This window comes from Citricoccus nitrophenolicus (genome assembly GCF_047305825.1).
In the GTDB taxonomy this organism is placed as follows: Bacteria; Actinomycetota; Actinomycetes; order Actinomycetales; family Micrococcaceae; genus Citricoccus; species Citricoccus nitrophenolicus.
This window is the reverse complement of sequence record NZ_CP063070.1, coordinates 1,407,253-1,431,724: the sequence shown is the minus strand read 5'-3', so window position 1 is coordinate 1,431,724 and position 24,472 is coordinate 1,407,253. Positions and strand designations below refer to the sequence as shown.

The following is a 24,472-nucleotide window of genomic DNA, read 5'->3' as shown; positions in this document are numbered from 1 at the left end:
TCCGATGCCCACGCCCCTGTGGAGGGTGCGGTGATCAGGACCGGTCCGAGCAGACCAGGGAGGGGTCCTTCGGGGTCTCGCCCTCGAAGGAGTCCATCTTCTCCTTGTACATCTCCAGGTAGCCCGCCGCGTCCTCGAGGCCGGCCGCCTCAGAGTCCGCGATCCACTTCTCCTCGGGCTTGGTGCCCAGGGCCTCGCGCCAGCGCTCGGACTCCGCCTCGTCCCACTCGTCGATCTGGCTGATGGTCTCCAGGACGGGGTCACACTGCTCGAGGGTGATCTCCTCGAACACCTCGGCCACGCCTCCGTGGTTGTACTCCTCGTTGACCTCGTCCACGATCGTCTTCAGGTCCTCGGGGAGGCCCTCGTAGACGTCCAGGTTCATCCAGAGTCCGGTGCTGGTGTACTGGCCGATACCCGGATCGGTCCATTCGGCAAGGATGTCCTTGAGCTGGAAGGACACCAGGCCGTCCATCGGGAAGCCCGCGGCATCGGCGACGCCGCGTTCGACACCCTCATAGGTCTCCGGGGCGGTGAGGGCCACGTTGCTGCCACCGGCCTCCTCGACCGCCATCTGGGTGTAGGGGCCGGCCATGCGCCAGCGCTTGCCCGCCACGTCATCAATGGACTCGACCGGTTCCTTGCTGCCCAGCAGGAGGCGGCCGGCGGGATTGTGGCCGACCATCTTCAGTCCGTTGCTCTCCCAGAGGGCGGCGGCACCCTCATGCTCGGTGCTCAGCTCCCAGATGGCCTGCGTGAAGGCCTGGTTGTTCTGGGTGAGGAACGGGATGCTGACCACGGTGGTCTGTGGGAAGAGCTGCGGGGCGTAGTCGGCAATCGTCTGGCCCACGTCCGCTCGACCGTCCCGGACGCATTCCGGGATCTCATCCGCGCTGCAGAGGGAGGCGGCGTAGCTGATGTCGAAGGTGATCCGGCCCTCAGAGCGCTCCTCCATGGTCTGGGTCCAGTGCTCCATGACGGCCTCGTCCACGCTGCCCGGGTTGGCCCACGAGGCCACGGTCAGGTTGACGGTCTCCTCCCCGCTGCCTTCCTCGCCGCCTGAATCGCCCCCGGAACAGGCGGTCAGGAGAAGGCCGGCGGTTGCCAGGCTGGCCACGGTGGCCAGCATTCGAGAAGGGCGGGGGGTGCCCTTGGTGCGTTGGGTGAACATGACGGTGCTCCTCGGTGCGGTGGTGCTGTGATGCGGTTGATTGACGTACAGGATGATTGTACTTAACAAGTGATCAACATCACAGGGGTGGTGCGTGAGGGGCATGGACGTCCCAGGGCCCCGCCCAGGGGGCAGCAGACGGCACTGGTCAGTGCTCCGGCAGGGCGGGGACCAGCAGACTCATCGTGGCAGGACGCAGGCGCTGACGCAGGGCACCCCGGCCGGGCAGGCCAAGCTTCGTGAGGCAGGAACCCACGAGGTCCTCCACCGTGGAGACGCTCAGGTACAGATCGGTGGCGATCTCTCGGTTGGACCTGCCCTCGGCGACCTCCACGGCGATCTGCCGTTCACGCGTGGACAGCCGGGCCAACATCCGAAAGGCCGCCTGCGCGTCAGCTGTGACCGGCTCGGGCGCATGGTCCGGTCCACGTTCGGCGACCGTCCCGGTGGTGACCGGTTCCTCGGTCTGGCGGACGGTGGTGGCCAGCTCATCGGCCTGCCGGTGCAATGGCACAGCGCCGCTGCGCAGGAAGAACTCCGCTGCCTCCCGTGCCCACCGCCCGGTGGTGCCGTCCAGCCGGGCCAGGTCCAGCGCCAGGAAGGCCCGGGTCAGGGCGTGGCCGCCGCCGGGCAGCACATCCGGGCCGATCCCGGCCGCGTAGGGAACGGGCTCAGCGTCCAGGGAGGCCACGGCGGCCTCCAACTGTCTCCTGGCCTCGTCCGGTGAGGACTGGGCGCGGTGCAGCGCCCCGAGGACTGCCGCTTCCACGGCGCGGAGCACCCCGTCCGGGGCGGAGGCCATGCCCGCCGTGGGGTGCTCCGCCAGGGACTTCAGCCTCTCGGTCAGGCCGAGGGCGGCCAGGGAGCGGGCGTACAGACAGACCGTGGTGAAACCGGCGGTGGCCCACCCCACCCGGGTGGACTCGATGAGCTGGAACTGCCGGACGGCCTCCCGGTGGTCCCCGGCGAAGACGGCCCCGATGGCCCGCGCGTACGCCACGGCGCACACGACCACATCACCGGAGGCGCCGCCGTCGTGGTCCGTGGCCCGCTGGAGCAATCGACGGCCGGTCTCCTGCTCCCCGCGGGCCAGTGGCACCAGGGACGCCGTGGCATAGGCGGAGCGGACCCCGGAGTCTGCCGGCAGCATCAGGCACTGCTCCACGGCTCGGGTGGCGTGCTCGAGCGCGCGATCCCACTGGCCCTGATGGAAGGCCAGCTGGCTTTGGGTGGTCTCCAGGAAGGCGCGCTGCTCCCGAGGGCCCGGCTCGGCCTGAGCCGTGGCCTCCAGGACGCGGCAGGCGGCCGCGACCTGACCCTGGGCCCGCAGGCGCGAGCCGATCACGGAGGAGATCGCGCTCCGGACGGCGTCCGTGCCCGGGACGGCGGCGAGTGCCTTCAACAGCACCATCATCTGCGTGGTGAACTCGCCGATCCGGGCGCGGTCGCCGTGGCGCAGCCCGGACCACAGGGCCAGCAGGGCCTCCACGGACCGTGCCTCGCTGACCAGGCGCATCGCCTGGGGCTCCTGCAGTGCCGCGGCCTCGAAGCCCTGACGGACGGGCACCAACTCGGCCAGCAGTGCGTCCATGACGGCGCCGGCCGCAGCGAAGCGTGCCGTGGCGTAGGCGGTCCGTCCCGCGGCCGCCAGCGCGTGCCCGAGCAACAACAGGCCGGCCCGGTGCGGATCCTCCTCCGGGAGGAGCAAGCCGCGCCGGATCTGGTCCACGGCCCCCTCGAGGTCCTCGTCTGCGAGCAGATCCCAGGCCCGCGCCGCGGCCGTGGCCCGGCTCGGCGGCAAGCGGTCCAGGACATCACGCAGTTCCAGGACGAGGTCGGGGCTGCGGGCCATCACCGTGGCCCGCAGGGCCAGGACCAGGGCGGCAGGATCTCCGGTCAGGCGCAGGGCCCGGTGGAAGTGGCCGAACGCCTCGGCCCCATCGCCGCGTGCCAGGGACTCGCCCCCGTGCTGCATCAACGTCTGGGCCAGCGCCGGGGTCTCCGCCGGTTCCGGGGCGAGCTGCTGGGCCCGGACCCGGTGGCCGAGCGCCGTGGCCCCGTGCAGCACCTGTCCGAGGACGCGGTGCAGCTCGGCCTGGCGCTCCACCGTCAGTTGGGCCTCCACGAGTGTCGCGAGGTGGGGGTGGGTCCACTCCACGGTGCCCGCCGTGTGGTCGATCCTCACATGGTCCGCGTCCAGGAGGCCGTGATCCGGCAGGCCAGGGTGACCCAGCTCCACCAGGGCGCCGCTCAACTGCACGATGTGGAGCGGGTTGCCGGCCACGGCCAGCACATCCACGGTGTCCCGCACCTGCGGGCAGAGGGACTGGAGGAAGGAGTCCAGGGCCTGGTCGAACAACCGCTCCGGTGCCTCGCGGCCGGCGCTCAGGGAGCCCAGGGCCTCCTGCAGCCGGCGATGCCCCGGAGGGGCACTGCCCAGCCAGACGACCACCATGTCCACGAGCAGGGGGACGCCGCCCGTCCCGGCGTGGACCCGGCGGGCCATGTCCTCGGAGACGGGGACGCCCAGCCGTTCCCGCAGCACCTCCCGGCAGTCCGCCACCCCCAGTGGACCCAGCGGTACCAGGGCACCGCGGAGCCCGGAGGCCAGGACGTGCTCGATGCCCTCTGTCAGTCTGCTGCGGTGTGGCCGGTAGGTCAGGATGACCAGGAGGGGGCCGGAGGTCAGGGTCTCGGCGCAGCGCCACAGCACCTCGGTGGAGAAGTCGTCAGCCCATTGGAGGTCCTCCACCACCAGGATGGTGTCGGACTCGCCGTCCGCGGACTCGAGGCCATGCAGGGCATCGAAGACGGCCTGCACGCTGCCCTCCACCGAGCTGGGGCACGGCACGCGGCGCCGGCCGCTCACGGCGGACAGCAGCCGCTCCACCAGCGCCCCGGTGGTCCCGGCGTCGGCAGGGTTCAGCTCGATGACCCGGCGGGCGGCGGGCTGCCGGTCCAGGAACGCATCCACGAGGGTGGTCTTGCCGATGCCGGGTGGGCCCTCGATGGCCACGTACTGGGGCATGCCGGCACCCACCCGGTCCAGGACGGCCTGCATCCGGTGCAACTGTTCCTGCCGTCCCGGGAGGGTCTCGGGCTGGTCCTGAGGGTGCTGCGACATGCGGTGTCCCCTGCTGGTTGATCGGCTCCGCGGGACCCGGATGTCCCGGACCCGGAGCTGCGAAAGAAGCTCCCCCGCGGCCATCATAAGCAGAGGCCGGCACGGCCAACAGCCATGTCAGGCCGACGAGGCAGCGCGCGACGTCGATCTCGGCCGATGTTCGGCAACCAGTCGGTAGTCAGCGGCAGTCCGCCCAGGCCACCATGGACCCATGGCGACGAGGCGCGCGGAACCCGGCCAGGCCGGTGCGGTGGGTCAGCTGCTCTTCGACTTCAACACCGAGTTCAGCTCACCCACGCCCGGAGCGGACGAGTTCGCGGCGCGCTTCAGCGTGCTCTTGGCGCGCGAGGACGTGCTGGTGCTGCTCGCGGGCAGCACCACGGAACCGAGCGGGCTCGCGTTCCTCACCCTGCGCCCCACCCCGTACAGTGACGGGCCGCTGGCACAGCTCGAGGAGCTGTATGTGCGGCCGTCACTGCGGGGTCAGGGCCTCGGCACGGAGCTGCTGCGAGACGCGATCGCACGCGTGCGGGCCCAGGGGTGCGAGGAGATGCACATCAACGTGGACGAGGTCGACGCTGACACCCGCCGCTTCTACGAGCGTCACGGGTTCACGAACATCCAGCCGGGCGAGGACTACCGCATGTTGTTCTACGTGCGGGAGCTCTGAGCCGGCGGGCGAGGGATCCTACCCGGCGAAGTGGAGGATGACCTCGAAGATTCCGGCGGCGGCGGCGATGGAGACGACGCCCAGAACGGACCAGTAGGTGACCTGTTCGGTGGTCGGCGGCGTGGCGGCCGGGGTGGTGGCCCGAGTGGTGGCCGGGACCACGGACATGGACGCGGTTTCGGGCAGGGAAAGTGACAGCGGAGTGGACATGATGTCCTCCAAATGAGGGGATTCCGGGTCTGCCCAGAGCGGGCATCGGGCAGGACACTACCGAGGAATTGCGCCGTTGGAAACCGCCACGCCGGGCGACACGCCGACGGCGAATTATTCAGAGTCTCTCGGTCCCAGAACGCCCTGGTCGGCGTCCCGAAGAGCTGAGTGCAGAACGCTGGCGGCGATGCCTTTGGACCCGCTCATCCCAGGGCGCGGCTGAGCATCTCCAGGCGTAACTGACGGGCCGTGCCCATGTGGGCGCGCATGGCCTCGCGGGCGGCGGCGCCGTCCCGTTCGCGGAGGTGGTCGAGGAGCGCCGCGTGCTCGGCCAGGGACTGTTCCCACCGTCCCGGGGTGGTCAGGGTGGAGGTGGGGGCATGGACCTGATGGGTGGCCAGCCGGTCCAGCAGGTCCTGCAGCACGGGGTTGCGGGTGGCCGCCCACAGTGCCTCGTGGAACTCGATGTTGGTGCGCAGTCGGGTGCCGTTGTCCGGGGACTGGAGTGCGCGGTCCCGAGCCAGGAGGCCGTTCAGGCGGACGAGGTCGATCTCGGTGCGGGCAGCCGCGGCCTCCTCAGCGGCCTGGCCCTCGAGCAGGATGCGCAGGTCGTAGACCTGCATGAGCTGTTCCGGGTCCAGGCTGCGCACCTGGAGCCCTCGGGTGCCGCGCTCGAGCAGTCCCTCCTGCTGGAGTCGGCCCAACGCCTCGCGGACCGGGGTCCTGGAGACGCCGAAGCGTTCGGCCAGGGCCACCTCGCGGAAGGGGGTGCCGGGGGAGTGCTCGCCGCGCAGGATCTCCGCCTTGAGCTCGCCGTGCATCGATGCGGCGTCGACCTTGCCTGCCACTGGTGTCCCTTCCTGGTCAGCCACGCCGGCCGGTGCCGGACCGCCGGGAGAACCCCGTGCCCGACGCCGGCCGGTCGCCTGGCGCTGTCAGGCCAGCGTACCGGCGCGTCGGCCGAAGACGACGCCGGCCGCGAGGCCGGAGCCACCGGGATAGTTGCCGGCGAACAGTCCGCCGAGCATCTCCCCGCACACGTACAGACCGTCGATGGGGGAGCCCTCTGCGTCCAGAACGCGGCCGTGGGTGTCCGACTTCAGGCCGCCGAAGGTGAAGGTGATCCCACAGGTGACGGCGTAGGCGTAGAAGGGGCCTTCGGTCAGGGGGGTGGCCCAGTTGGACTTGACCGGGGTGGTCTCCGCGCGGCGGCCGTCCTTGACGGTCGGGTCCCAGGGGATCGAGGTGTCGATGGCGGCGTTGTAGTCACGGACGGTCTCGGTCATCGCGGCGGGATCCACGCCGATCTGCTCCGCCAGCTCCTCCAGGGTGTCCGCCTGGGACACGGTGATGCCCGGCATGTCATACTCCTCGGTGCGCAGCATGGACCGCAGGGGTGCATCGAAGATCTGGTAGGCCACCGAGCCGGGCTGCTTCAGGATCTCGCGACCGAACTTGGCGTAGGTGTAGTTGCGGAAGTCCTCGCCCTCGTCCACGAACCGCTGACCCTGGCTGTTCACGATGATCCCCAGCGGATAGGACTGGCGGGTCAGGCGGTTGGTCAGCTCGCGGTTGGACTCGTTGTCCGGGGTGAAGGCGTCCCACTGGGTGGAGTGGCAGGTGGACCAGTGCCCGCCCTTGGCGGCGCCGATCTGCAGGGCCGCGGCGATCATGTCCCCGTTGTTGTAGGGGGTGCCCCGGACCTTGGCGTTCTCCCAGCCCTCGCCGAGGTGTTCGCGGCGCCACTCGGCGCTCGACTCGAAACCGCCGGCTCCGAGGATGACGGACTCGGCGCGCAGCTCGTGGACGGTGCCGTCCTCCTGGCGCACCGTGACGCCGGTGACCGTGGCGTCCTCCACGAGCAGCCCCGTCACGTCCTGTCCGAAGCGGACCTCGGTGCCCAGCTCGGCGGCCACCCGGACGTGGTCATGCATGAGGCCCTCGCCGCCACCCACGTTGCCGACGTGCAGTCCGCCCCAGAACAGGTAGCTGCCGTCCTCGCGCTGGTAGGCCTGGCGTTCGTACATCAGCCGGTACTTCAACCCCAGCTTCTTCAGCCACCTCAGGTTGGGGGCCGCCTCACTCACGAGGACCTCGGTCAGCTCCGGGTCATTGCGTCCGTCCGTGACGCGTTCCAGGTCCGCGGTGTAGTCCGCGGCGGAGTACGGGGGGACCTCGGTGGCGGCGTGACGCTCGTCCGGTTCGATGAAGTCGGCCAGGTCCTCGAGGCCGCTGTGGGCAATCCGGGTGGCGCCCGCGGTGTAGTAGCTGTTGCCGCCGAAGGCATCCTGCGGGGCCTTCTCCAGCAGCAGCACCTTCCGGCCGCGCTCGGCGGCGGCGTGGGCGGCGGTGAAGGCTGCGTTGCCGCCGCCGACCACGATCACGTCGGCGTCCAAGGGGTGCTGACCGTCCGGGGCGTGCTGGCCCTCGCGGGTGTTCTCGGGTGCGGAGGATGTCATGGGGGCCTTCCGGTCGTGGCGCGTCTCGCCGCCGTCGTCTGTTGTGCACGAATGTATACAGCCGTGCACAAGGGTGTCAAGGTCCGGTTCGGCAGTGGGGCAGTGGGTCAGCCGCCCGTCCAGAGGTAGCGGTGCTCGGGGCGGCCGGCGGCACCGTAGCGCGGCCGCAGTTCGGCCAGACCCTGGGTGGTGAGGAACTCAAGGTATCGCCGGGCACTGACCCGGGAGACCCCGCAGGACCCGGCCACCTCGCGCGCCGAGAGGTCGACGCCGGCCCCGGCCTCCTGCAGGGCGGCGGCCACCAGCTGGAGGGTCGGGGCGGAGAAGCCCTTCGGCAGCCGCTCCGGCACGTGCTGTTCCGCGGGGCCGGAGGGGTCACCGGGCGCACTCTCCGGGGCCCGCCCGGTGGCGCTGCGGACCAGCTGATCGATCTCGGCCTGTTCCAGTTCCCGCAGGTCCGGGTCGGTGCCCTCGGCGGACTGGACCAGTGCGGCGATCTCCTGGAGCCGGGCATTGAAGTCCTCGCGGGAGAAGGGTTTGACCAGATAGCCGTCCACGCCGAGGCCCACGGCACGCCGCACGGTATCCCGTTCGCTGGCGGCGGTCACCATGACCACGGCGACATCATGCCCGGTGGAGCGCAGGTCCTGGAGCACCTCCACGCCGTTGCGGTCCGGCAGGTGCACGTCCAGCAGCACAAGGTCCACCTCGTGTTCGGCGAGGAACTCCGTCACGGGCGCCCCGCGTTCCAGTACCCCGACCACCTCGAAGCCCTCGAGTGCCTCCACGAAGCGCCGGTGCATCCGTGCCACCGCGAAGTCATCGTCCACCACGAGCGTCTTGATCACTGTGCTGCCTCCGTTGGTTCTGGTGTCTCCTGACCGGGCCACTCGGCCCGGAACCTGGCACCGCCCTGCGGTGACACCGCCACGCTGACGCGACCGTGCCGCCGTCGGGCAATCCTGTCCACCAGGGCGAGCCCGACTCCGCGGCCGCCCGCCGGCTGTGCCGCGCCCGTTCCATCCTCCTTGGTGGATGTGCCCCAGCGGAACAGGCGCTGCGCCGAGGCCGGGTCCACGCCCGGGCCGGAATCGTCCACCACCACGGCGAAGCCCCCAACTCCGGCGGTCACGTCCAGGACCACGGACCCGCCGTCGCCGGCCGCCTCGATCGCGTTGGTCAGCAGATTGGCCACCACGGTGAGTGCGTCGTCATCCGCCCGCCAGGCCGGATCCACCGCGCACTCCTGGGCCAGGGACAGCCCGACGCCGGCCTCCCGGGCCACCACGGACTTGGCACCGACCAGCGCGGACAGGGAGGCGTCGGACAGGTCATGCTGAAACGGGGCACCGGAGAGCCCCGTCAGGCTGCGGAGGTAGTCCTGTGCCTCACCGGCCTCGCCCAGGGACAGCAGCCCGGAGATCACATGGAGCCGGTTCGAGAACTCGTGGGTCTGGGACCGCAGGGTCTCGGTCAGGCTGCGATGCCCCTCCAACTCCCGCAGATTGGCCTCCAGCTCGGTGCGATCCTGCACCGTGAGGGTCTGCCCCCGGTCCCGACCCCCAGCTCGGATGGGGCGCACCCGCGCCAGGAGGATGCGCTCGCCGGCCAAGGCGAACGTGGTCCGCTCGGCGTGCTCGCCTGCCGCCGCGTCCTCCGAATCAGCAGGAGCCACCAGGAGGGCGGCCAGGTCCGGATCGAGGACCTCGGCGGCCAACTGGCCCTGGACGAGGTGGTCCACGGAGAGCAGACGGGAGGCCTCGTCATTGATGAGGATGATCCGGCCCTCCTCGTCCACGCCCACCACGCCGTCACCCACGCTGTGCAGCAGGGCCTCGCGGGACTGGTGGAGGGCGGACATCTCCTCGGGATCGGCCCCGTAGATCCTCGTGCGCACGTAGCGGGAAGCCCAGGCCGCGCCGGCGGTCCCGAGGCCGGCGGCCAGCAGGACCCAGGGTGCGAAGCCGAGCACCACCTCGAGCAGGTCCCCTCGGATCTCACTCTGCAGCATGCCCACTGAGACGGTGCCCACCACGGTGCCCTCATCCCAGATCGGCACCTTGGAGCGCAGGGACACCCCGAGGGGCCCCTCCTCGGTGCCGCGAAACGTCTCCCCGCCGCGGATCGGACCGTGGTCGGAGGAGACCGGTTCCCCGATCTCGTCCGGATCGGGGTGGGCCACCCGCAGGCCCTCGCGGTTCACCACCACCACGAACTCCACGCCGGCCACCCGCTCGGCGAGGTGCGCGATCGGCTGGATCTGCTCCGCTGCATCTGGCGCGTTCACGGAGGTGACCACGTCCGGGTTCTCAGCGATCTCCGTGGCCACGGTGTGGACCTCCTCGAAGGCCAGATCGCGGGTGCGGAGGTCTTCGAAGCGCAGCACGATCGCAGCCACGGCCAGCACCGTCAGCAGCACGATCGCCACCTGCAGGGTCAGCAGTCGCCATCGGCGACCCCGGCGGGAGGCCGGTCTGTGCCTGGTCGGTCTGCGCATCGTCGTTGTCAGAACTTTCTTAACTGGCCCTTATGACCACAACCGGAATTCGGCTGTGCCGTGGATCACAACTCTGCCACCGTGGAGCACCGGTCCACCAACAACAGCGGGCCTGAACCTCCACCAAAGGTAACGAAAGACAATGAGTTCACGCACATTCACGAAGACCGTCCTCGGCGTGGCCGCGGCCGGGGTCGTCGGGCTGGCCCTGGTCAACGCCGCCTCGGATGGTGGCGAGGCCACGGCCCGGTCCAAGCTGGTGCTGATGGCCCCGGCCTCACCCGGCGGCGGTTGGGACGGGTTCGCCCGCGAGTCCCAGCAGGCCATCAAGTCCGAGGGCATCTCCAACAACGTCCAGGTGGTCAATGTCCCCGGAGCCGGCGGCACCATCGGCCTGGGTCAGTTCGCCCAGATGGAGGGCCGTTCGGACATGCTGATGGTCACCGGCGGCGTCATGGTCGGTGCCGTGGAACTGGCGGATTCCGGGGTGTCCATGGAGGACGTCGATCCGCTGGTCCGCCTGGCGGACGACTTCGCGGCCCTCGTGGTCCCCGCGGACTCGCCCTACGAGACCCTGGATGACTTCGTCGAGGCGTGGAAGAAGGACCCGGGTGGCACGTCCATCTCCGGCGGGTCCCTCGGATCCATCGACCACCTGCTCACGGGCCTCGTGGCCGAGAAGGTGGGGATCGACCCGGCCGAGACCAACTACATCGCCTACTCCGGCGGTGGCGAGGCCCTGACCTCCATGCTCTCCGGCACCACGGCGGCGGGGATGTCCGGCTACAACGAGGTGGCCGACCAGATCGAGGCGGGGAACCTGCGGGCACTGGCCGTCTCCTCCGAAGAGCGCCTGCCCGGAGTGGACGTGCCGACCTTCAAGGAGCAGGGCGTGGACGCCTCCATGGCCAACTGGCGCGGACTGGCCGCAGCCCCCGGGGTGTCCGAGCAGGACCGCGCGGAACTGCTGGAGATCGTGGACGAGTACCGCCAGACCGAGCACTGGCAGGACGCCCTCGAGCGCAACTCCTGGACGGACAGCTACATGGTCGGCGACGAGTTCGACGCGTTCCTCGAGTCCGAGATCACCCGTACCGAAGACATCGTGGAAGGACTCGGACTGTGAACGAGCAGCAGACCATCACCCCCGCTTCAGGGGCAGCACCCGCCAGCGGGACTGCGGAACCGCCCCGGCCGTCGTCGGGCACCTCGGGGACCTCGTCCTCAGGGTTCTGGGCCGGGCGCAGCGAGCTGATCATGCCGCTGCTGGTCGCTGGCCTGGCCACCTGGCTGGCCATCGAGACGGCCACCATGAATGTGATGGGCGATTCCGTCCCGGGTCCCCAGTTCTTCCCGACCATCGTCTGCATCGTGCTGTTCGCCGTGGCACTGGTCCACGCGATCCAGATCCTGCGTCAGCCCCGGCTGCCGGATCCCACCGATGAGGCCGACAATGCGGACTGGTCCTCGGACCTGCTCGGGGACCTGGCCCACGCCTCGGAGCGTGGCCGCGAACGGATCGCCGGCCGCACGCCGGAGGCCACGCTGCCGAAGAACTGGAAGACCTACACCGACTGGAAGACCGTGGGGCTCGTGGTGGGTGGGGTGGCCGCATTCATTCTCGTGCTGCCCGTGCTCGGCTGGGTGTTCTCCGCGGCCGGCCTGTTCTGGGTGGTCTGCAAAGCCCTGGGCAGTACCCGCCCGGTCTTCGACCTCATCATCTCGCTGGTGTTCTCCTCTGTCATTCAGCTGGCGTTCAACGCCGGCCTGGGGCTGAACCTGCCCGGCGGTTTCCTGGAAGGACTGATCTGAGATGGACCAGTTGAACCTGTTGATGGAGGGCTTCGGTGCCGCCCTCACCCCGATCAACCTGCTCTGGGTGCTGATCGGTGCTCTGTTGGGCACCGCCGTGGGCGTGCTGCCCGGGCTGGGCTCCTCGATGGCGGTGGCGCTGCTGTTGCCCATCACCTTCACCCTGGACCCCACCGCCGCGTTCATCATGTTCGCGGGCGTCTACTTCGGCGGCCTCTTCGGCGACTCCACCGCCGGCATCCTGTTGAACACCCCCGGCAACTCGGCGGCGATTGCCGGCTCCTTCGAAGGCCACCGGATGGCCAAGGACGGCCGGGCCGCCAAGGCCCTGGCCACCGCAGCTGTGGGCGCCTTCGTCGGCGGGCTGATCGCCACCACCCTGGTGGTGTTCTTCGCTCCCGTCCTGGTGAAGATGGCCACCGCCTTCGGTCCGGCCGAGTACTTCGCCCTGGCCGTGTTCGCCTTCCTGGCGATCTCCTCCGTGGTCTCCGAGTCCGTGGTCAAGGGACTGGGGGCGCTGGCCATCGGGCTGGTGCTGGCCATGGTGGGCGTGGATGGCCCCTCCGGCACCGTGCGGTACACCCTGGGCATGCCGCAGTTGTTCGACGGCATCTCGATCGTGGTCATCACGGTGGGGCTGCTGGCCCTGGGTGAGGTCCTGCACATCGCCGGGAGGATCCACCGCGACCCGGACTCGGACCGCATCATGACCCGGGGCCGGGCCCGGCTGGAGCGTGCAGACGTGCGCAAGGCCCTGCCGGCCTGGCTGCGGGGGACCGCCTTCGGCGTGCCCTTCGGCATCATCCCCGCCGGCGGCGCCGAGGTGCCCACCTTCCTGGCCTACGGGACCGAGAAGCGGTTGGCGAAGCGCCGCGGGGACACCGAGTTCGGCTCCACCGGCTCCATCAAGGGCGTGGCCGCGCCCGAGGCCGCCGGCAATGCGACGGCCGGCACCGCCATGGGCGCACTGCTCGCCCTCGGCCTGCCGACCTCGGCCACGGCCGCCATCATGCTGGCCGCGTTCCAGCAGTACGGGATGCAGCCCGGACCGTTGCTCTTCGAGCGCAGTGGTGAACTGGTCTGGACCCTGCTGGCCTCCCTGTTCATCGGCCTGGTGGTCCTGGTCATCCTGAACATGCAGTTCGCCGTGCTGTGGGCCAAGCTGCTGCTCATCCCGCGTCACTACCTCTACGCGGGCATCACGGTGCTGTCCATGCTGGGGGTCTACGCCATCAGCTCGGCCACCCTGGACCTCTGGGTGCTGCTGGCCGTGGGGCTCCTCGGCTTCGTGATGCGCCGGTACCAGTTCCCGCTGGCGCCCGTGCTGATCGCCGTGGTGCTCGGGCCGTTGGCCGAGACCGAGTTGCGCCGCGCCCTGACCGTGGCCGAGGGGGATGCCTCCGTCCTGGTCTCGAGTCCCGTGACCATCATCCTGTACACCGTGTTGGTCCTGGCCCTGGCGGTCAGTGGCCTGCAGCACCTGCGCCACCGCCGCCTCAAGGCCGCTGAGGCTGCCGGCGGCACCGGCTCCGGTGGACGTGGTGGCTCCGGTGGGGACGGCGGTGGCGGCACCGCCTTCAGCGATCCGTGGGACCAGGATGGTGGCCCCTCGTCCAGCACGCCCGAGACCCCAGAGGCCGTGGGGGCCCCGGACACCGGCGGCAGGGTGTAGCAGAGAGAGGGCCCTCGCCCCAGGGTTACGATCACGATCGCGGGTGGGTCCATCGGCGATTCTCGACCACGAGCGTGATCGTAACCAGGGGAGGGGGTGCCACCACGCCCGGGGAGGTGGTTCTCCGGTCGTCAGGACGTCAGCCGGGTCGTGAACCGGGGCACTCGCTGCGGCGCTGACGTAGGGTCGGTGCGTGGACGCCTTTGAACCGCCCGTGTCACGGACTGTGCAGGAACGGCAGGAGCTGGAGCGCCGACTGGCGGCCCTGGCTGATTCCGTCCCGTTCGCCCTGCACTACGCCGTGGAACAGACCGCGCCGACTGCCGCGCCCGGCGAGGCGGGCGGCATCACCCGCGGGGCCGACGTCGTCCTCCCCTCCTTCTCCACGCGCAAGGTCAGCATCCTGTGTGCCGCCCTGGCGCTGGCCCGCGCCGGGCGGCTGGACCCTCAGCGGCTCCTGACCGTCACCGCGGAGCACCGCGAGGGCGTGCAGGCCGGGATCCTGCGCCATCTCGCCCCGGGCCTCGAGCTCACGCTGGATGACTGCCTGGTGCAGATGATGTGCACCTCGGACAACATCTGCACCCAGCTGGTCTTCGAGGCCATCGGCACTGCCGTGGAGGACCTGCCGCAGGACGCCCTGCAGTTCGTCAACGACTACTGCGCCTGGGCCGGCATGCGCTCCACCCTGCACCGTGAGGTCTTCCCACGCACCGGCGGACTGGCCTGGCACCACTCCCTCGATGGGCTCACCGTCACCACCGCCGTGGACCAGGCCCGGCTGCTCGTCATGCTCGGCCGTGGCGCCGGCGGAACGGGCGCACTGGAGGCCGCGGCCCGGCTCCAGCTGACCCCCGCGGACTGCCGGCGCGCCATCGAGCTGATGCGCGGCCTCCACACGCCACGGCTGGGTGCCGCCACCACCCGCATCGGATTCGCCGAGAAGAACGGCCGAGGCCTGCGCTCGCTGTCCCAGGTGGGGCTGGCCCTCGGGGCGGGTGGGGAGCCGCTGGCCGCCGTGGCCGTCTACGCCGAGGCCATCCCCACCGCCATGCCGGACGGGGTTCCCGGCCGCAACGCCGTGTTCGCCGCCTTCGCCGAGTTCGGGCGGGCCGTGGAGGACTGGGCCGCTCCGGTGGTGACCGCATGAGCCGCCCGCTGCCGGCCGTCCGTTCGATGCCGCTCGCGGAGCTTCCCGCCGTGTACCCGCACCTGCGGTTCGCCGTCCGGACCGCGGACGGTCAACGGCAGGGGCACGACGCCGGCGCTCGCCATCCGCTGTCCGGTACCGGGAAGCTGGTGCTGGCCTGCACGGTGGCCCGCCTGGCCGAGCGGGACGCAGCCCTGCTCGGGGAGCGGCTGAGGCTCACCGACCGTCACCGGGCCGGTGCGCGGACCGGCACGCTGCGGCTGATGTCCGGGGACCTGGTGCTGACCCTGTCAGACGCCATGGCCCTGGTGGTCGGCACCGGGGATGCGATGTGTGTGCTTGCCGTGCTGGAGTTCCTCCGGGACCGGGGGCATGATATGGAGTCCGAGGCCCGTTCCCTGGTGGCCGCGTGGGGACTCCTGGACACCGAGCTCTCGGGTGTGGAGGCGGATGCCGGCGCCAGTTGGGGCGAGGGGCTGACCGGGTGGACCACCCCGGACGACCTCTGCACCCTGCTCTCTGCCCTGCCCGAACCGGTGCTCGCGTGGATGGGCGCTGCCTTCGAGCCCGCCGGGCTGGCCAGCGGGCTGCCGGGCTTCGGCCCGCGCACCGTGCCCCATGAGACGGTGGCCGGTGGGGAGCTGATCGAGGGCACCGGAGGCGCCGGAGTTGCCCGAGCCGTCGGAGTCGCCGGAGCTGCTGGCGGCGAAGGGCTGCGCGGCTGGGCCTCGGTCCTGGTGCTGCCCGGTGCCGTGGTGGCCGCCTTCCTCCCGGCGGATCACCGTGAGTCACCACTACAGGCCTCCACGGCACTGGGCACCGCCGGGCTGTCCGTCTGGCAGGATCTCGCCGCCTGAACCGGGCTGCCAGAACTGGGCCGTCTGAACTGGGCTGCCAGAACTGGGCCGTCTGAACTGGGTCGTCTGAACGCGGCCGCACGAATCCAGCCGCCTTGGCGCGGGCTGTCAGTCCTCTGAGCATCCACTCCAACGCGGCGAATCCGTTTGACGCAGAGGGCCCTGAGGCGGGACGGTCGAAACCATGCCCAGCTACGCCCGACTCACGGAGACCCGCCCGTCCGAGACCCACGCGCCCGAGGTGAAATCCCCCGAGCAGCGGGCCGCCGAGGCGCTCGCGGCCCGTGGGGGCCACACCGAGCCCCGCGGGCTGGAGTGGGCCGAGGCTGGCGGTGGGCCGCTGCGCCGCCGTCCTGCGGGGGCCGCGACCACGTCCACGTCCACGTCCTTTCCGGGCCCGGGGCAGGGGCCGGGGAGGGAGCCGGACCGCGAGACCGTCGAGTCCGTGGGGCCAGCCGAGTCGGCCGAGGCGGCGGATCCCGAGCGGAACGTGATCCCCATGCCCCAACTGGTACGTGACTCAGTGCTGCTCGTGGCGCGAGTGGTCCTCGGGGTCATCCTGGTGGCCCACGGGCTGCAGAAGGTGGACCAGGGGGTGTCCGCCACGGCGGAGGGCTTCGGGGCGATGGGCATTCCCCTGCCGGAGGCCGTCGCGGTGCTCACCATGGCCGTGGAGCTGGGTGGCGGTGCCCTGCTGATCCTGGGCCTGCTCACCCCGATCGCCGGCCTGCTCGCCGCCGTGATCCTCGCCGGCGCCATCGTGTTCGCGCACCTGGGCAACGGGATCTTCGCCGCGGACGGCGGCTGGGAGCTGGCCGCGGGGCTCGGGGTGGGCGCGTTGGTGCTGGCCGTCGTGGGGCCAGGCCGGTTCAGCCTCGACCAGCTCCTGGTCCGCCGCCGCTAGTCCCGCCGTCATCGGCCCCCTGGGTGTCCTCCTCGTCGACCAGGGGGAACAGGCTGAGGTAGAGCCTCACCCGGCGGGACTCGGGGCTCTCGGCCGGGGCCTTCCCGGAGGGGCCCAGCGCCTTCCGGTGGCGCTCGATGACCTGCAGGAGCTCCTCGCCCAGGGTGCGCTCCTGTTCGAGGGTCATGGTCATGGTGGTGGTGGTGTCCACGGAGGCGTCCACCCACTCCCGCGGCTCGGTGGGCGCGGCGTCCAGGTAACTGGTGATGGTCTCCATGCGGTGGCGCAGCCCCTCGTGCAGCACCGAGTGCATGACCTGTAGGTTCGCCGCGTCCTGGCCCAGTTCCTCCACATGCATGCGGTAGCCGAGCGGCTTCCACCAGCGCTCCCGGCCCGTGCCCCGGTCGGGATCCTCCTCCACGAGTCCGTGCTTCTCCAGTTGACGCAGGTGGTAACTGGTCTGGCCGGTGCTCTCCTGCAGATGCCTGGCCAGGGACGTGGCGGTGGCCGAGCCCACGTCCGTCAGCCGTGAGTACATCGCCATCCGCAGGGGGTGGGCGAAGGCCTTCATGGTCTGGGCGTCCATGGACCGCTCGGCGATCACCGGGGGTACGGGGCTGGCCGGCACCGGCGGTTCTCCGGGATTCTGGCGTGCCACAGGTGCGGGGGTCTTGTCATCGGACATGTGCAGAGATACCTTTGCATAGACATTGTTGCAGAGAAATCTCTGCATACACCTCTTGGCAACAGTCTACGAAGGCGGCGACCATGTTGCGCACCACCCCTGCCACGCCGGGTCACTCCGCCGGAGCGCCCTCGGCCCCGGAACGGCTGGGCCGGCCCTTCCACGTGCACCTGTCCTCCGTGGCCCTGTCCAACCTCGTGGACGGCATGGTGCTGGTGGGCGTCCCGCTCCTGGCCGTCTCGCTGACCCGGTCCCCGCAGGAGATCGCCTGGATCTCGACCATGTTCTGGCTGCCGTGGCTGCTGTTCGGACTCGCCTCCGGGGTTCTGGTGGACCGCCTGGACCGGCGGATCGTGCGGCTCAGTGCCACCGCGGTGCGCGTGGCCCTGTTGGGCGTCATGGCGGTGCTCGCCGCCACCGGACACCTGACCCTGGTCCTGCTGGTCGTCTTCATGGGCCTGTACGGGGGCCTCGAGGTGCTCGTGGACCTCTCCGCCCGGGCGATCGTGCCCCAGCTGGTGCCCAGCTCCCGGCTGGCCTCCGCGAATGGGCGCACCATGGCGTCCGAGCGGGTGTTCGACGACTTCATCGGACGGCCCGTGGGCGGGGTGCTCGTGGTGGCCGGTGCCGGCTGGCTGTTCGGCGCAGCAGCCGCCGTGGGCGTGGCGGTGGTGCTGCTGCTGGCCCTCGGACTGACCGGACGGTTTCGACCCGGGGACGGCCTGCCGGGAACCGCTGCTGAGAGCGAGGCGCCCCCTGCCGGCACGCAGCTCGCGGAGCGCACCGGCGCACTGCGAGAGATCCGCCAGGGGCTGGCCTTCCTGTTCGGGCATCCGATGTTGCGGCCGGTCGCCATCATGGCCTCCGTGGCCAACCTGGCGTCCGCGGCCTATATGGCGGTGTTCATCCTCTGGGTGGTCGGGCCGGGCTCGGCGATCGGGCTCACCGCGGGGCAGTACCCGCTGACCATGGTGGCGATGGCGGCCGGGGCCATCCTGGCAAGCCTGGCGATCGAGCCCCTGAGGAACAGGCTGCCCGAGGTGCCGCTCATGCTGACCGGGTGGATGGCGCAGGTCCCGCTGCTCATCCTGCCGGTGCTGGCCCCACGCCTCGACGTGCTCCTGGCCGCATGGTTCCTCTGTGGCTTCTGCAATATGACCGGCAACGTGCTGGTCATGACCCTGATGCAGCGCCTCACCCCCAACCGGCTGCTGGGACGTGTCAATGGGGCCACGAGCACGATGGCCTTCGGACTCATGCCCCTGGGTGCCCTGTCCGGCGGATTCGTGGGCGAGCAGTTCGGCCTGCCGGTGGTCTTCGTCGGTGCCGCCGCGCTGCTCGGCCTCGCCGTGCTCTACGCCGTGCTCGCCATCCCGGGCCGGAGGGCAGGGGGCACCGGTGGCGACATGCGCCCCGCGGACCGCACCGTCCAGCGGGTGCTGCGGGCCGGCGTCGTTGGTGGGGGACCGGGGTTGAGGTGACAGCTGCCCGCCTGCCGCCGAGTACCGACGGGCCGGTGCCGCGACTACCGCCGGATACGCTCGCGGACCCGGTCGATGATCTCGTCCGCACGCGCGACCAGGGCACCCGCCTCCTCGATGTCTCGGCGGATGCGGGCCCGGACCTGCTCGTCCTTCAGGGGCGCCAGGTCCGTCTCCAGGGTCAGCGCCGCCGCGATCAGCGTGCCCCGCACGGCGGCCGTGCCGGCGCCCACGTCACTGAGCACGGTCGCTCTGCAGTCCGCGAGGACCTCCTCGGCGATGGTCAACGCCTCCCGGCCACCGGCGACCAGCGCCTGCGGAGGACCGGCCGCAGCCGCCGTCTCCTGCTGGATGCGCTCAGACCGTTCCTGTTGCTGACCGTCCGTGTCCTGAGGCAGGCCGAAGGCCTCGGCCACGCCGGCGAAGGCCTGCTCGTCGTCATCGGACACGGAGAGGGCGTGGGAGGCGAGGGCGGCAGCCCGGCGGGCGAGCTCCTCGTGGTCACTGAACCGGGCAGCCATGGCCAGCAGCCCGGCGCCCTGGGCCAGCAGCAGGGCCCCGGTCGCACCGCCGCCGGGGGTGGGCTTGCCGGAGGCCAGCCGTTCCACGTAGTCCTGGATTGTCTCGTGGCGAATCATGTTCCGAGGCTAGCCGTCTCCGGGGCATTTCAGGGTGGTCCCGGAGGGTATTGTGTCCAGGCCCGGCCGTAGACTCTCGGACGTGGATACCGCAGCAGCCGAGAGCCGGAACCCCGGCATGGCCCCCGACCCGAGCTCGCACCGCCTCATGCCGCGATTCCTGGTGATCGTGCTGAGCCTGGCAGGCCTGGTGATCGCGCTGCAGTTCGTGCAGGGGCTGCAGACCATCGTGGGCCCGGTGTTCCTCGGGCTGAACCTGGTGATCATCGCCTACCCGCTGCAGGCCTGGCTGATCCGCCAGGGAGTGCACCGCTTCCTCGGGGCCACGGTCACGGTGGCCGTGGTGGTGGTGGTGCTGCTGGTGTTCATGGCCCTGGTCCTGTGGTCCGCCTCCGAGCTGGTGCTGGCCCTGCCCCAGTACGCGCAGCAATTCAACGAGATCTACAACAGCATGATCACATGGGTGGGCAGCTTCGGCGTCACCCCGGACATGATGCTGGAGCAGCTGTCCGGGCTGAACATGTCCACCGTGGTGTCCACCGCCACCGGGATCGTCACCGCACTGCTGTCCAATGTCACCGCGATCCTGGGCCTGCTGGCCACCGTGGTCATGACCGTGTTCTTCCTGGCCATGGACTCCGTGGCCGTGGACCGCCGGATGGCCCTGCTGAACACCGCCAAGTACGAGCTCGGCACGGCGCTGAGCGCCTTCGCGGAAGGGGTGGGCCGCTACTGGATCGTCACCACCGTCTTCGGACTGATCGTGGCGGTGCTGGACGTGGCGGCCCTTGCCATCATCGGCGTACCCATGATCTGGGTGTGGGGCGTGCTGAGCTTCCTGACGAACTACATCCCCAACGTCGGTTTCATCATCGGCATGGTCCCGCCCGCCCTGCTCGGCCTGGTGGAGGGCGGCTGGGGCGCGTTCATCGCGGTCATCGCCGCCTACTCCGTGTTGAACTTCGTCATCCAGGCGGTCATCCAACCCAAGTTCACGGGTGAGTCGGTGGGAGTGATCCCCACCGTCTCCTTCCTGTCCCTGCTGTTCTGGGCGTGGATCCTCGGCCCCCTCGGTGCCATCCTCGCCCTGCCCGCCACCCTGCTGCTGAAGGCCATCATGATCGACGCCGATCCGCAGTCGCGCTGGATCAACTCCTTCATCGCCTCGGACCTGAAGGGCCTGGAGGCGCGGATGGCCAAGGCCAGAGCGGACACAGCGGACTCAGCGGGCACAGCGGCGACGGCGGCCCCAGCCGGTCCCGGAGATCCGTCAGCCGGTGCGGTGGCCGCGCCGGCGGAGCCGGTGGAGAGCCCCGCGTCGCAGGCGGCAGGCGAGGCCACGGTGGCGTCGGGCACGCCCGGACACTCCGGGATCGGGCACTCCGGGACCGGGCAGGCCGAGCCGGCCGGCCGTCGTCGGGAATCAGGCGAAGCCCAGGGCCACTAGGCGTCCAGGGTGACCGGACGGTCGAAGTAGGCGGCCTGCACCCGGTCCTCGATCATCCGGGCGACCCAGGACGAGTCGGCGGGCCACAGCACGATCGAGTCGGCCATCGCCGTGTCCGCCCGGACCTGGAAGTGTCCCCGTGGACCGGCATTGAGGGCGAAGGCATCGTCCAGGGACCGCTCGCCCGCCCAGGTGTTGATGTGCCACAAGTACAGTGACGCGTTCGGGCCGAACGCCTCGAGGTCGACCGTATCGCCAGACACGATGCGGTCCACCAGGTCGGGTGAGGTCAGCACGGGGGACTCGTCGTCGGTCCACGCTGGGCCGAGTCCGAGCCATCCACACACGGTCGAACTGAGTTCTGCCGTGGGAATGACGGCTGCACCCGAACGGCGCTCCGAGGCCTCCCCCGGATGGCCATAGGCGAGCTGGCCGTAGCTGGGCCCCCACAGCACGGCGGTGGTCTCCCCGAACATGGCACAGGTCAGGGCCGATTGGCGTCCGTCCCGGTACATGGTCACCGAGAGCCCGGCGTCGGCCACCTGCAGGACCTCCGAGAGGAAGAGGGCGTCGCCGGACAGGCCGCCGGGCCCGAGGAGTCCTGCCCCCGTCAGGTCCCGGAGCAGGTCAGCGTCGTCCGGGAGGACGGGCTCGTCGAGATCCATGGACGCCAGGACCTCCAGGGAGGCCGGCTGCAGGCTCACGGCTTCCGGCCGTGTCCACGCGGCGCGCTCCCGCCATGGCCCCAGGTCGATGCGGTTCTGGTGCCCTGTGGCCGAGGTCCCCAGCGGGACCGGACCCGCGAGGACCGTGACGGCGTCCTGGGTGGTCGGGGTGCGCAGGATGGACAGCCCACGGATGCCCTCCTCGAGGAGGGCGTCCATGATGAACCGGTCCTGTGGGGTGGAGGTGGTGGTGACCTGGACGGCCCACCCCTGGGCCACCGCCAGGTAGTCACGTCCGAAGACGAGTTGCTCGTCCTCGCCCGTGATCTGGGTGTAGTCGATGACGCAGCCGGTCTCCGGCGCATTCCAGGAGGCGGGAGGCTCCCAGTCAGCCACCCCGATGATGTGCGGGGACACGAGATCGCGCTCCAGACCCTCCAATGCCGATCGGGTGAAGAGGGGCTGGCCGCCCTCGTAGCCGAAGACCGTGGCCACGAGCGTGGGGGTGTAACCCTCACGCGTGTTGACGGCGGCCATCAGCTCCACCGGCAACGGGTCCTCGCTCTCGTCCACGATCGCCGTCATACGTGGCGGGACGTCGAGGGCCAGGACATTCTGCCGCCCCCTGACAGCGTCTCCGGGTGTCTCGCCGGGACCTGCTGATTCGCTCAACGCCGTCCTTCCGCTCGTTCCCTGTCATCGGGCCAGGGGTCCGTCTCCAGGGGCCCGCCCCACGCCAGCCAGTCTCGGTACCACCGCGGTGTCAGCGCGGCCGGCCACCAGAACACCCCGATCAGGCTGACGAAGATGAGTGCTGCACCGATCACGTCGTAGACGCCGTCCGATCCGGGGACGATTCCCAGGTCGGCAAGGATTCCGAGGCTGATGAAGATGATCCCGGGGCCCAGGAAGGCCAGCCCCAGGGTGTATCTGGTGGGGACCCGCGTGAGCGCGCCGAAGTTCTTCGGCCTCGCCCATGAACGCCAGCGGCCGGACCACGCCAGCACTCCGGCGATGGTGATGGCAGCGCCGAGGAGGATGAGGCCGTACTGGAGCAACCAGGTCACCACGGACATGAAGGCGTCGTTCTCCACCAGGTCGTCCTCGTTCAACGCCTACACTCCACTCGTTCGTCCTCTGTGGTCCGGTGGGCCCATCCCATGGTTTCGGCTCCACGTCATGATGGAACGAGAAGCTTCCGGGAGGCTGGCCCTCACGAGAACAAGCCTCCCACGAAGTCCTTGGCCTTCTCACCGAACGAGTCTCCGTCACTGTGCCGGAGGGCGTTGATGCCCTTGCCGACCTGTCCGCCGATGAAACCGCCGGCGACGTTGCCGAGGAAGCCGCCGGCCACAGCACCCACGGCTGCTCCGACACCGGGGATCGGGATGATGGCCTGCCCGATCGCAGCACCGGCCGAACGGCCGATCGCGCCGCCCACCTTGGCACCCACGGCGCTGGCACCGGTCTCGATGGTGGCGTCGATGGCCGCATTCGTGGCGTGTTCGGCCGTGCTCGCCGCGGGATTGCGCTCGACGGAATTGTTGTATCCGTCCATGGCAGAGCCGGCGAAACCGAGGGCACCCAGCCCACGCCCGCCCCATTTCGCGGCGTTCGCCGCCTTGCCCCACTTGCCCGCGTCGGTGTGCTTGAGGGTCTTGTTCCGATTCTTCCCGTGGGCCTTGGGCGGGACTCCCTTGGGGTCCTCCGCGATGATGCGCGCGGAGCCGTTGGCGTTGACCTTGCCCTTCGGGAGGTTCGTGCGTTCGACGCTGACGTGGGCGTTCTCGAAGCGCCGCTTCAGCCACGGGCTGCGGGCGAACAGCATGCCCAGGGCGGACTTGGGGTCCACCTTCTCCATGGCACGGTCCCAGTCGCCGATCGACATCCTCTTCCCAGTCTCCGGGTCGAAGAGGTTCGCGTACTTGTTGACATACGAATCCGGCATGCCCAGCTTGGACATGACCTTCGTGGAGATCTTGTGACCGGTGCGCGGGATGGGCTGGGACACCTGGAGGTTGATCCGACCGTTGCGGACCCGCACGAACTTCACCTTGGACTTGAACCACGTCTCGGTGGCCGTCACGCCGGCCCCGACGCCGAAGGTGACGCCGGCGGAGAGGGGGAACCCCGGGACCGGAGAGGGGGTGCCGTCCCGGACCTTCTTCTCGCACCGTTCCACAGCCTCGTCGTACAGGCTCCCCACGGCCTGGACCTCGGCCTGGAGGTTCGACTCCTGGAGGTCATAGGTGTCCCGGTGGGGATCATCTGCCGGAGGCCGCTGCCAGTCGTTGTGCTCGGAGACGTCCTCCCGGACCCGATCGTAGCGAGCCTTGAGATTTTCGATGTCCGAGGCGAAATTGTCCAGCCCCGTGGTGACCGGGCCGATCGACGTGGTGATGTCGTCGGTGAAGGGCTTGACGAGCGTGTTCATCGCCGATTCCACCGTCGCGGTATCAGGGGTGTCGAATACGCTCCCGACGCCGGACAACTCCGTCTGAGCGTCGTCGACCAAGGTGCTGGCGTTCTCTGCCTGGGTGATGATGTCCTCGGCGGCCGCCGTGATGGCCGCGGTGTCCGGGAGCTTCTCCGGCAGGGCACCGGTGTAGACCGTCATGCTCAGTCCTCACCCCTCGGGATGTCATCCATGGAGGCCAAGGCGTCCGCGCCCATCTGCTCGTCGGAGTCGACGTAGGCGCGCACGGCCTCCTCCAACTTGGCCAGGACGTAGTTGCCGGCGTTGTAGGAGGCGTCGTAGAGCGGGCTCACGAAGGTCTGCAGCACGGTGTCCAGCATGGAGCCGATCGCCACATGGTCACAGGCCGTTGCCGCATCGCTGAATGCGGTCACCATGTCGTCTGCGCAGCCGGGCAGATCGTCAATGGGTGCCAAGGTCTTGGTGATGACGCCTCGAGTGCCCGCCTCGTCCACCGTCCAGCCAGTGATCGCCATATCGCCCTTTGTCCTCTGTTCTCCCCTGGACCGCTGACCACGGACCGTCAGCTCGCTCGCCGTTGCCGTCCACCAGCA

At 70.2% G+C, this 24,472-nt stretch carries 22 protein-coding genes; 9 read left to right on the top strand and 13 right to left on the bottom strand.

What is annotated here, in order from left to right; all coding sequences use genetic code 11:
* Positions 1-34: 34 nt before the first annotated feature.
* The gene (dctP, locus tag IMT31_RS06560; RefSeq protein WP_345359858.1) at positions 35-1,171 is read right to left on the bottom strand and encodes a TRAP transporter substrate-binding protein DctP; all 1,137 of its coding nucleotides are present in this window, start codon (positions 1,169-1,171) and stop codon (positions 35-37) included.
* Positions 1,172-1,319: 148 nt separating this feature from the next.
* The gene (locus tag IMT31_RS06555; RefSeq protein WP_413544153.1) at positions 1,320-4,295 is read right to left on the bottom strand and encodes an AAA family ATPase; all 2,976 of its coding nucleotides are present in this window, start codon (positions 4,293-4,295) and stop codon (positions 1,320-1,322) included.
* 211 nt (positions 4,296-4,506) lie between these two features.
* On the opposite strand from IMT31_RS06555, the gene IMT31_RS06550 reads away from it, so the two are divergent.
* Entirely contained in the window at positions 4,507-4,965 is a 459-nt protein-coding gene (locus tag IMT31_RS06550; protein ID WP_413544152.1) for a GNAT family N-acetyltransferase, read from the top strand.
* An 18-nt stretch (positions 4,966-4,983) separates the two neighbouring features.
* On the opposite strand, the gene IMT31_RS06545 is transcribed toward IMT31_RS06550, so the two are convergent.
* From IMT31_RS06545 to IMT31_RS06525, 5 genes are all read right to left on the bottom strand, one after another.
* Entirely contained in the window at positions 4,984-5,175 is a 192-nt protein-coding gene (locus IMT31_RS06545) for a hypothetical protein (protein ID WP_345359868.1), read from the bottom strand.
* Between the two features lie 203 nt (positions 5,176-5,378).
* A complete protein-coding gene (locus IMT31_RS06540) occupies positions 5,379-6,023 on the bottom strand; it encodes a GntR family transcriptional regulator (protein ID WP_345359871.1) in 645 nt (214 codons plus the stop codon).
* Positions 6,024-6,110: 87 nt separating this feature from the next.
* Positions 6,111-7,634, bottom strand: coding sequence for an FAD-dependent tricarballylate dehydrogenase TcuA (gene tcuA, locus IMT31_RS06535; RefSeq protein ID WP_413544151.1), 1,524 nt, complete (start codon positions 7,632-7,634; stop codon positions 6,111-6,113).
* Between the two features lie 107 nt (positions 7,635-7,741).
* The gene (locus IMT31_RS06530; protein ID WP_345359877.1) at positions 7,742-8,482 is read right to left on the bottom strand and encodes a response regulator; all 741 of its coding nucleotides are present in this window, start codon (positions 8,480-8,482) and stop codon (positions 7,742-7,744) included.
* Positions 8,479-10,131: an ATP-binding protein gene (locus IMT31_RS06525; protein ID WP_413544150.1), complete on the bottom strand. Its 1,653-nt coding sequence runs from the start codon at positions 10,129-10,131 to the stop codon at positions 8,479-8,481. Before IMT31_RS06525 ends, IMT31_RS06530 begins: the two co-directional genes overlap by 4 nt.
* Before the next feature lie 142 nt (positions 10,132-10,273).
* On the opposite strand from IMT31_RS06525, the gene IMT31_RS06520 reads away from it, so the two are divergent.
* From IMT31_RS06520 to IMT31_RS06495, 6 genes are all read left to right on the top strand, one after another.
* Entirely contained in the window at positions 10,274-11,257 is a 984-nt protein-coding gene (locus tag IMT31_RS06520; RefSeq protein WP_345359883.1) for a Bug family tripartite tricarboxylate transporter substrate binding protein, read from the top strand.
* Positions 11,254-11,943 (top strand): tripartite tricarboxylate transporter TctB family protein, encoded by a 690-nt coding sequence (locus IMT31_RS06515; RefSeq protein WP_345359886.1) that lies wholly within the window; start codon positions 11,254-11,256, stop codon positions 11,941-11,943. Before IMT31_RS06520 ends, IMT31_RS06515 begins: the two co-directional genes overlap by 4 nt.
* A 1-nt stretch (position 11,944) precedes the next feature.
* Positions 11,945-13,615 carry a tripartite tricarboxylate transporter permease gene (locus IMT31_RS06510; protein ID WP_345359889.1) on the top strand — a complete coding sequence of 557 codons (1,671 nt, stop codon included), beginning with the start codon at positions 11,945-11,947 and terminating at the stop codon, positions 13,613-13,615.
* 193 nt (positions 13,616-13,808) lie between these two features.
* On the top strand, positions 13,809-14,765 hold the full coding sequence (locus IMT31_RS06505) for a serine hydrolase (RefSeq protein ID WP_413544149.1): 957 nt from the start codon (positions 13,809-13,811) through the stop codon (positions 14,763-14,765).
* Positions 14,762-15,622 (top strand): serine hydrolase, encoded by an 861-nt coding sequence (locus IMT31_RS06500; RefSeq protein ID WP_413544148.1) that lies wholly within the window; start codon positions 14,762-14,764, stop codon positions 15,620-15,622. The genes IMT31_RS06505 and IMT31_RS06500 overlap by 4 nt, the downstream gene beginning before the upstream one ends.
* A 184-nt stretch (positions 15,623-15,806) precedes the next feature.
* Positions 15,807-16,526, top strand: a complete 720-nt coding sequence (locus tag IMT31_RS06495; RefSeq protein ID WP_413544147.1) for a DoxX family protein — start codon at positions 15,807-15,809, stop codon at positions 16,524-16,526.
* Here IMT31_RS06495 and IMT31_RS06490 read toward each other — a convergent pair.
* A complete protein-coding gene (locus IMT31_RS06490; RefSeq protein ID WP_413544146.1) occupies positions 16,492-17,211 on the bottom strand; it encodes a helix-turn-helix domain-containing protein in 720 nt (239 codons plus the stop codon). The two genes, IMT31_RS06495 and IMT31_RS06490, sit on opposite strands and share 35 nt — an antisense overlap.
* Before the next feature lie 83 nt (positions 17,212-17,294).
* On the opposite strand from IMT31_RS06490, the gene IMT31_RS06485 reads away from it, so the two are divergent.
* The gene (locus IMT31_RS06485) at positions 17,295-18,692 is read left to right on the top strand and encodes an MFS transporter (RefSeq protein ID WP_413544145.1); all 1,398 of its coding nucleotides are present in this window, start codon (positions 17,295-17,297) and stop codon (positions 18,690-18,692) included.
* Positions 18,693-18,736: 44 nt separating this feature from the next.
* Here IMT31_RS06485 and IMT31_RS06480 read toward each other — a convergent pair whose 3' ends face one another.
* Positions 18,737-19,330, bottom strand: coding sequence for a cyclodeaminase/cyclohydrolase family protein (locus IMT31_RS06480; RefSeq protein ID WP_345359907.1), 594 nt, complete (start codon positions 19,328-19,330; stop codon positions 18,737-18,739).
* 82 nt (positions 19,331-19,412) lie between these two features.
* Here IMT31_RS06480 and IMT31_RS06475 point away from each other — a divergent pair, with 82 nt between their 5' ends.
* Positions 19,413-20,777, top strand: coding sequence for an AI-2E family transporter (locus IMT31_RS06475; protein WP_413544144.1), 1,365 nt, complete (start codon positions 19,413-19,415; stop codon positions 20,775-20,777).
* On the opposite strand, the gene IMT31_RS06470 is transcribed toward IMT31_RS06475, so the two are convergent.
* The 4 genes from IMT31_RS06470 to IMT31_RS06455 form a co-directional block, all read right to left on the bottom strand.
* A complete protein-coding gene (locus tag IMT31_RS06470; RefSeq protein WP_413544143.1) occupies positions 20,774-22,114 on the bottom strand; it encodes a hypothetical protein in 1,341 nt (446 codons plus the stop codon). The genes IMT31_RS06475 and IMT31_RS06470 overlap by 4 nt on opposite strands.
* The gene (locus IMT31_RS06465; RefSeq protein WP_345359916.1) at positions 22,111-22,554 is read right to left on the bottom strand and encodes a hypothetical protein; all 444 of its coding nucleotides are present in this window, start codon (positions 22,552-22,554) and stop codon (positions 22,111-22,113) included. The genes IMT31_RS06470 and IMT31_RS06465 overlap by 4 nt, the downstream gene beginning before the upstream one ends.
* 101 nt (positions 22,555-22,655) lie before the next feature.
* Positions 22,656-24,059 (bottom strand): hypothetical protein, encoded by a 1,404-nt coding sequence (locus IMT31_RS06460; RefSeq protein ID WP_413544142.1) that lies wholly within the window; start codon positions 24,057-24,059, stop codon positions 22,656-22,658.
* A 2-nt stretch (positions 24,060-24,061) separates the two neighbouring features.
* The gene (locus tag IMT31_RS06455) at positions 24,062-24,394 is read right to left on the bottom strand and encodes a DUF6507 family protein (protein ID WP_345359922.1); all 333 of its coding nucleotides are present in this window, start codon (positions 24,392-24,394) and stop codon (positions 24,062-24,064) included.
* Positions 24,395-24,472: the final 78 nt, after the last annotated feature.

Excerpts from the sequence above, each read along its gene's own strand:
- IMT31_RS06555 (WP_413544153.1), bottom strand. The coding sequence starts at position 4,295 with ATGTCGCAGCACCCTCAGGACCAGCCCGAGACCCTCCCGGGACGGCAG.
- IMT31_RS06460 (WP_413544142.1), bottom strand. The coding sequence starts at position 24,059 with ATGACGGTCTACACCGGTGCCCTGCCGGAGAAGCTCCCGGACACCGCG.
- tcuA (WP_413544151.1), bottom strand. The coding sequence starts at position 7,634 with ATGACATCCTCCGCACCCGAGAACACCCGCGAGGGCCAGCACGCCCCG.
- IMT31_RS06550 (WP_413544152.1), top strand. The coding sequence starts at position 4,507 with ATGGCGACGAGGCGCGCGGAACCCGGCCAGGCCGGTGCGGTGGGTCAG.
- IMT31_RS06480 (WP_345359907.1), bottom strand. The coding sequence starts at position 19,330 with ATGATTCGCCACGAGACAATCCAGGACTACGTGGAACGGCTGGCCTCC.
- IMT31_RS06545 (WP_345359868.1), bottom strand. The coding sequence starts at position 5,175 with ATGTCCACTCCGCTGTCACTTTCCCTGCCCGAAACCGCGTCCATGTCC.
- IMT31_RS06490 (WP_413544146.1), bottom strand. The coding sequence starts at position 17,211 with ATGTCCGATGACAAGACCCCCGCACCTGTGGCACGCCAGAATCCCGGA.
- IMT31_RS06500 (WP_413544148.1), top strand. The coding sequence starts at position 14,762 with ATGAGCCGCCCGCTGCCGGCCGTCCGTTCGATGCCGCTCGCGGAGCTT.
- IMT31_RS06510 (WP_345359889.1), top strand. The coding sequence starts at position 11,945 with ATGGACCAGTTGAACCTGTTGATGGAGGGCTTCGGTGCCGCCCTCACC.
- dctP (WP_345359858.1), bottom strand. The coding sequence starts at position 1,171 with ATGTTCACCCAACGCACCAAGGGCACCCCCCGCCCTTCTCGAATGCTG.
- IMT31_RS06525 (WP_413544150.1), bottom strand. The coding sequence starts at position 10,131 with ATGCGCAGACCGACCAGGCACAGACCGGCCTCCCGCCGGGGTCGCCGA.
- IMT31_RS06455 (WP_345359922.1), bottom strand. The coding sequence starts at position 24,394 with ATGGCGATCACTGGCTGGACGGTGGACGAGGCGGGCACTCGAGGCGTC.
- IMT31_RS06495 (WP_413544147.1), top strand. The coding sequence starts at position 15,807 with ATGCCCAGCTACGCCCGACTCACGGAGACCCGCCCGTCCGAGACCCAC.
- IMT31_RS06485 (WP_413544145.1), top strand. The coding sequence starts at position 17,295 with ATGTTGCGCACCACCCCTGCCACGCCGGGTCACTCCGCCGGAGCGCCC.
- IMT31_RS06520 (WP_345359883.1), top strand. The coding sequence starts at position 10,274 with ATGAGTTCACGCACATTCACGAAGACCGTCCTCGGCGTGGCCGCGGCC.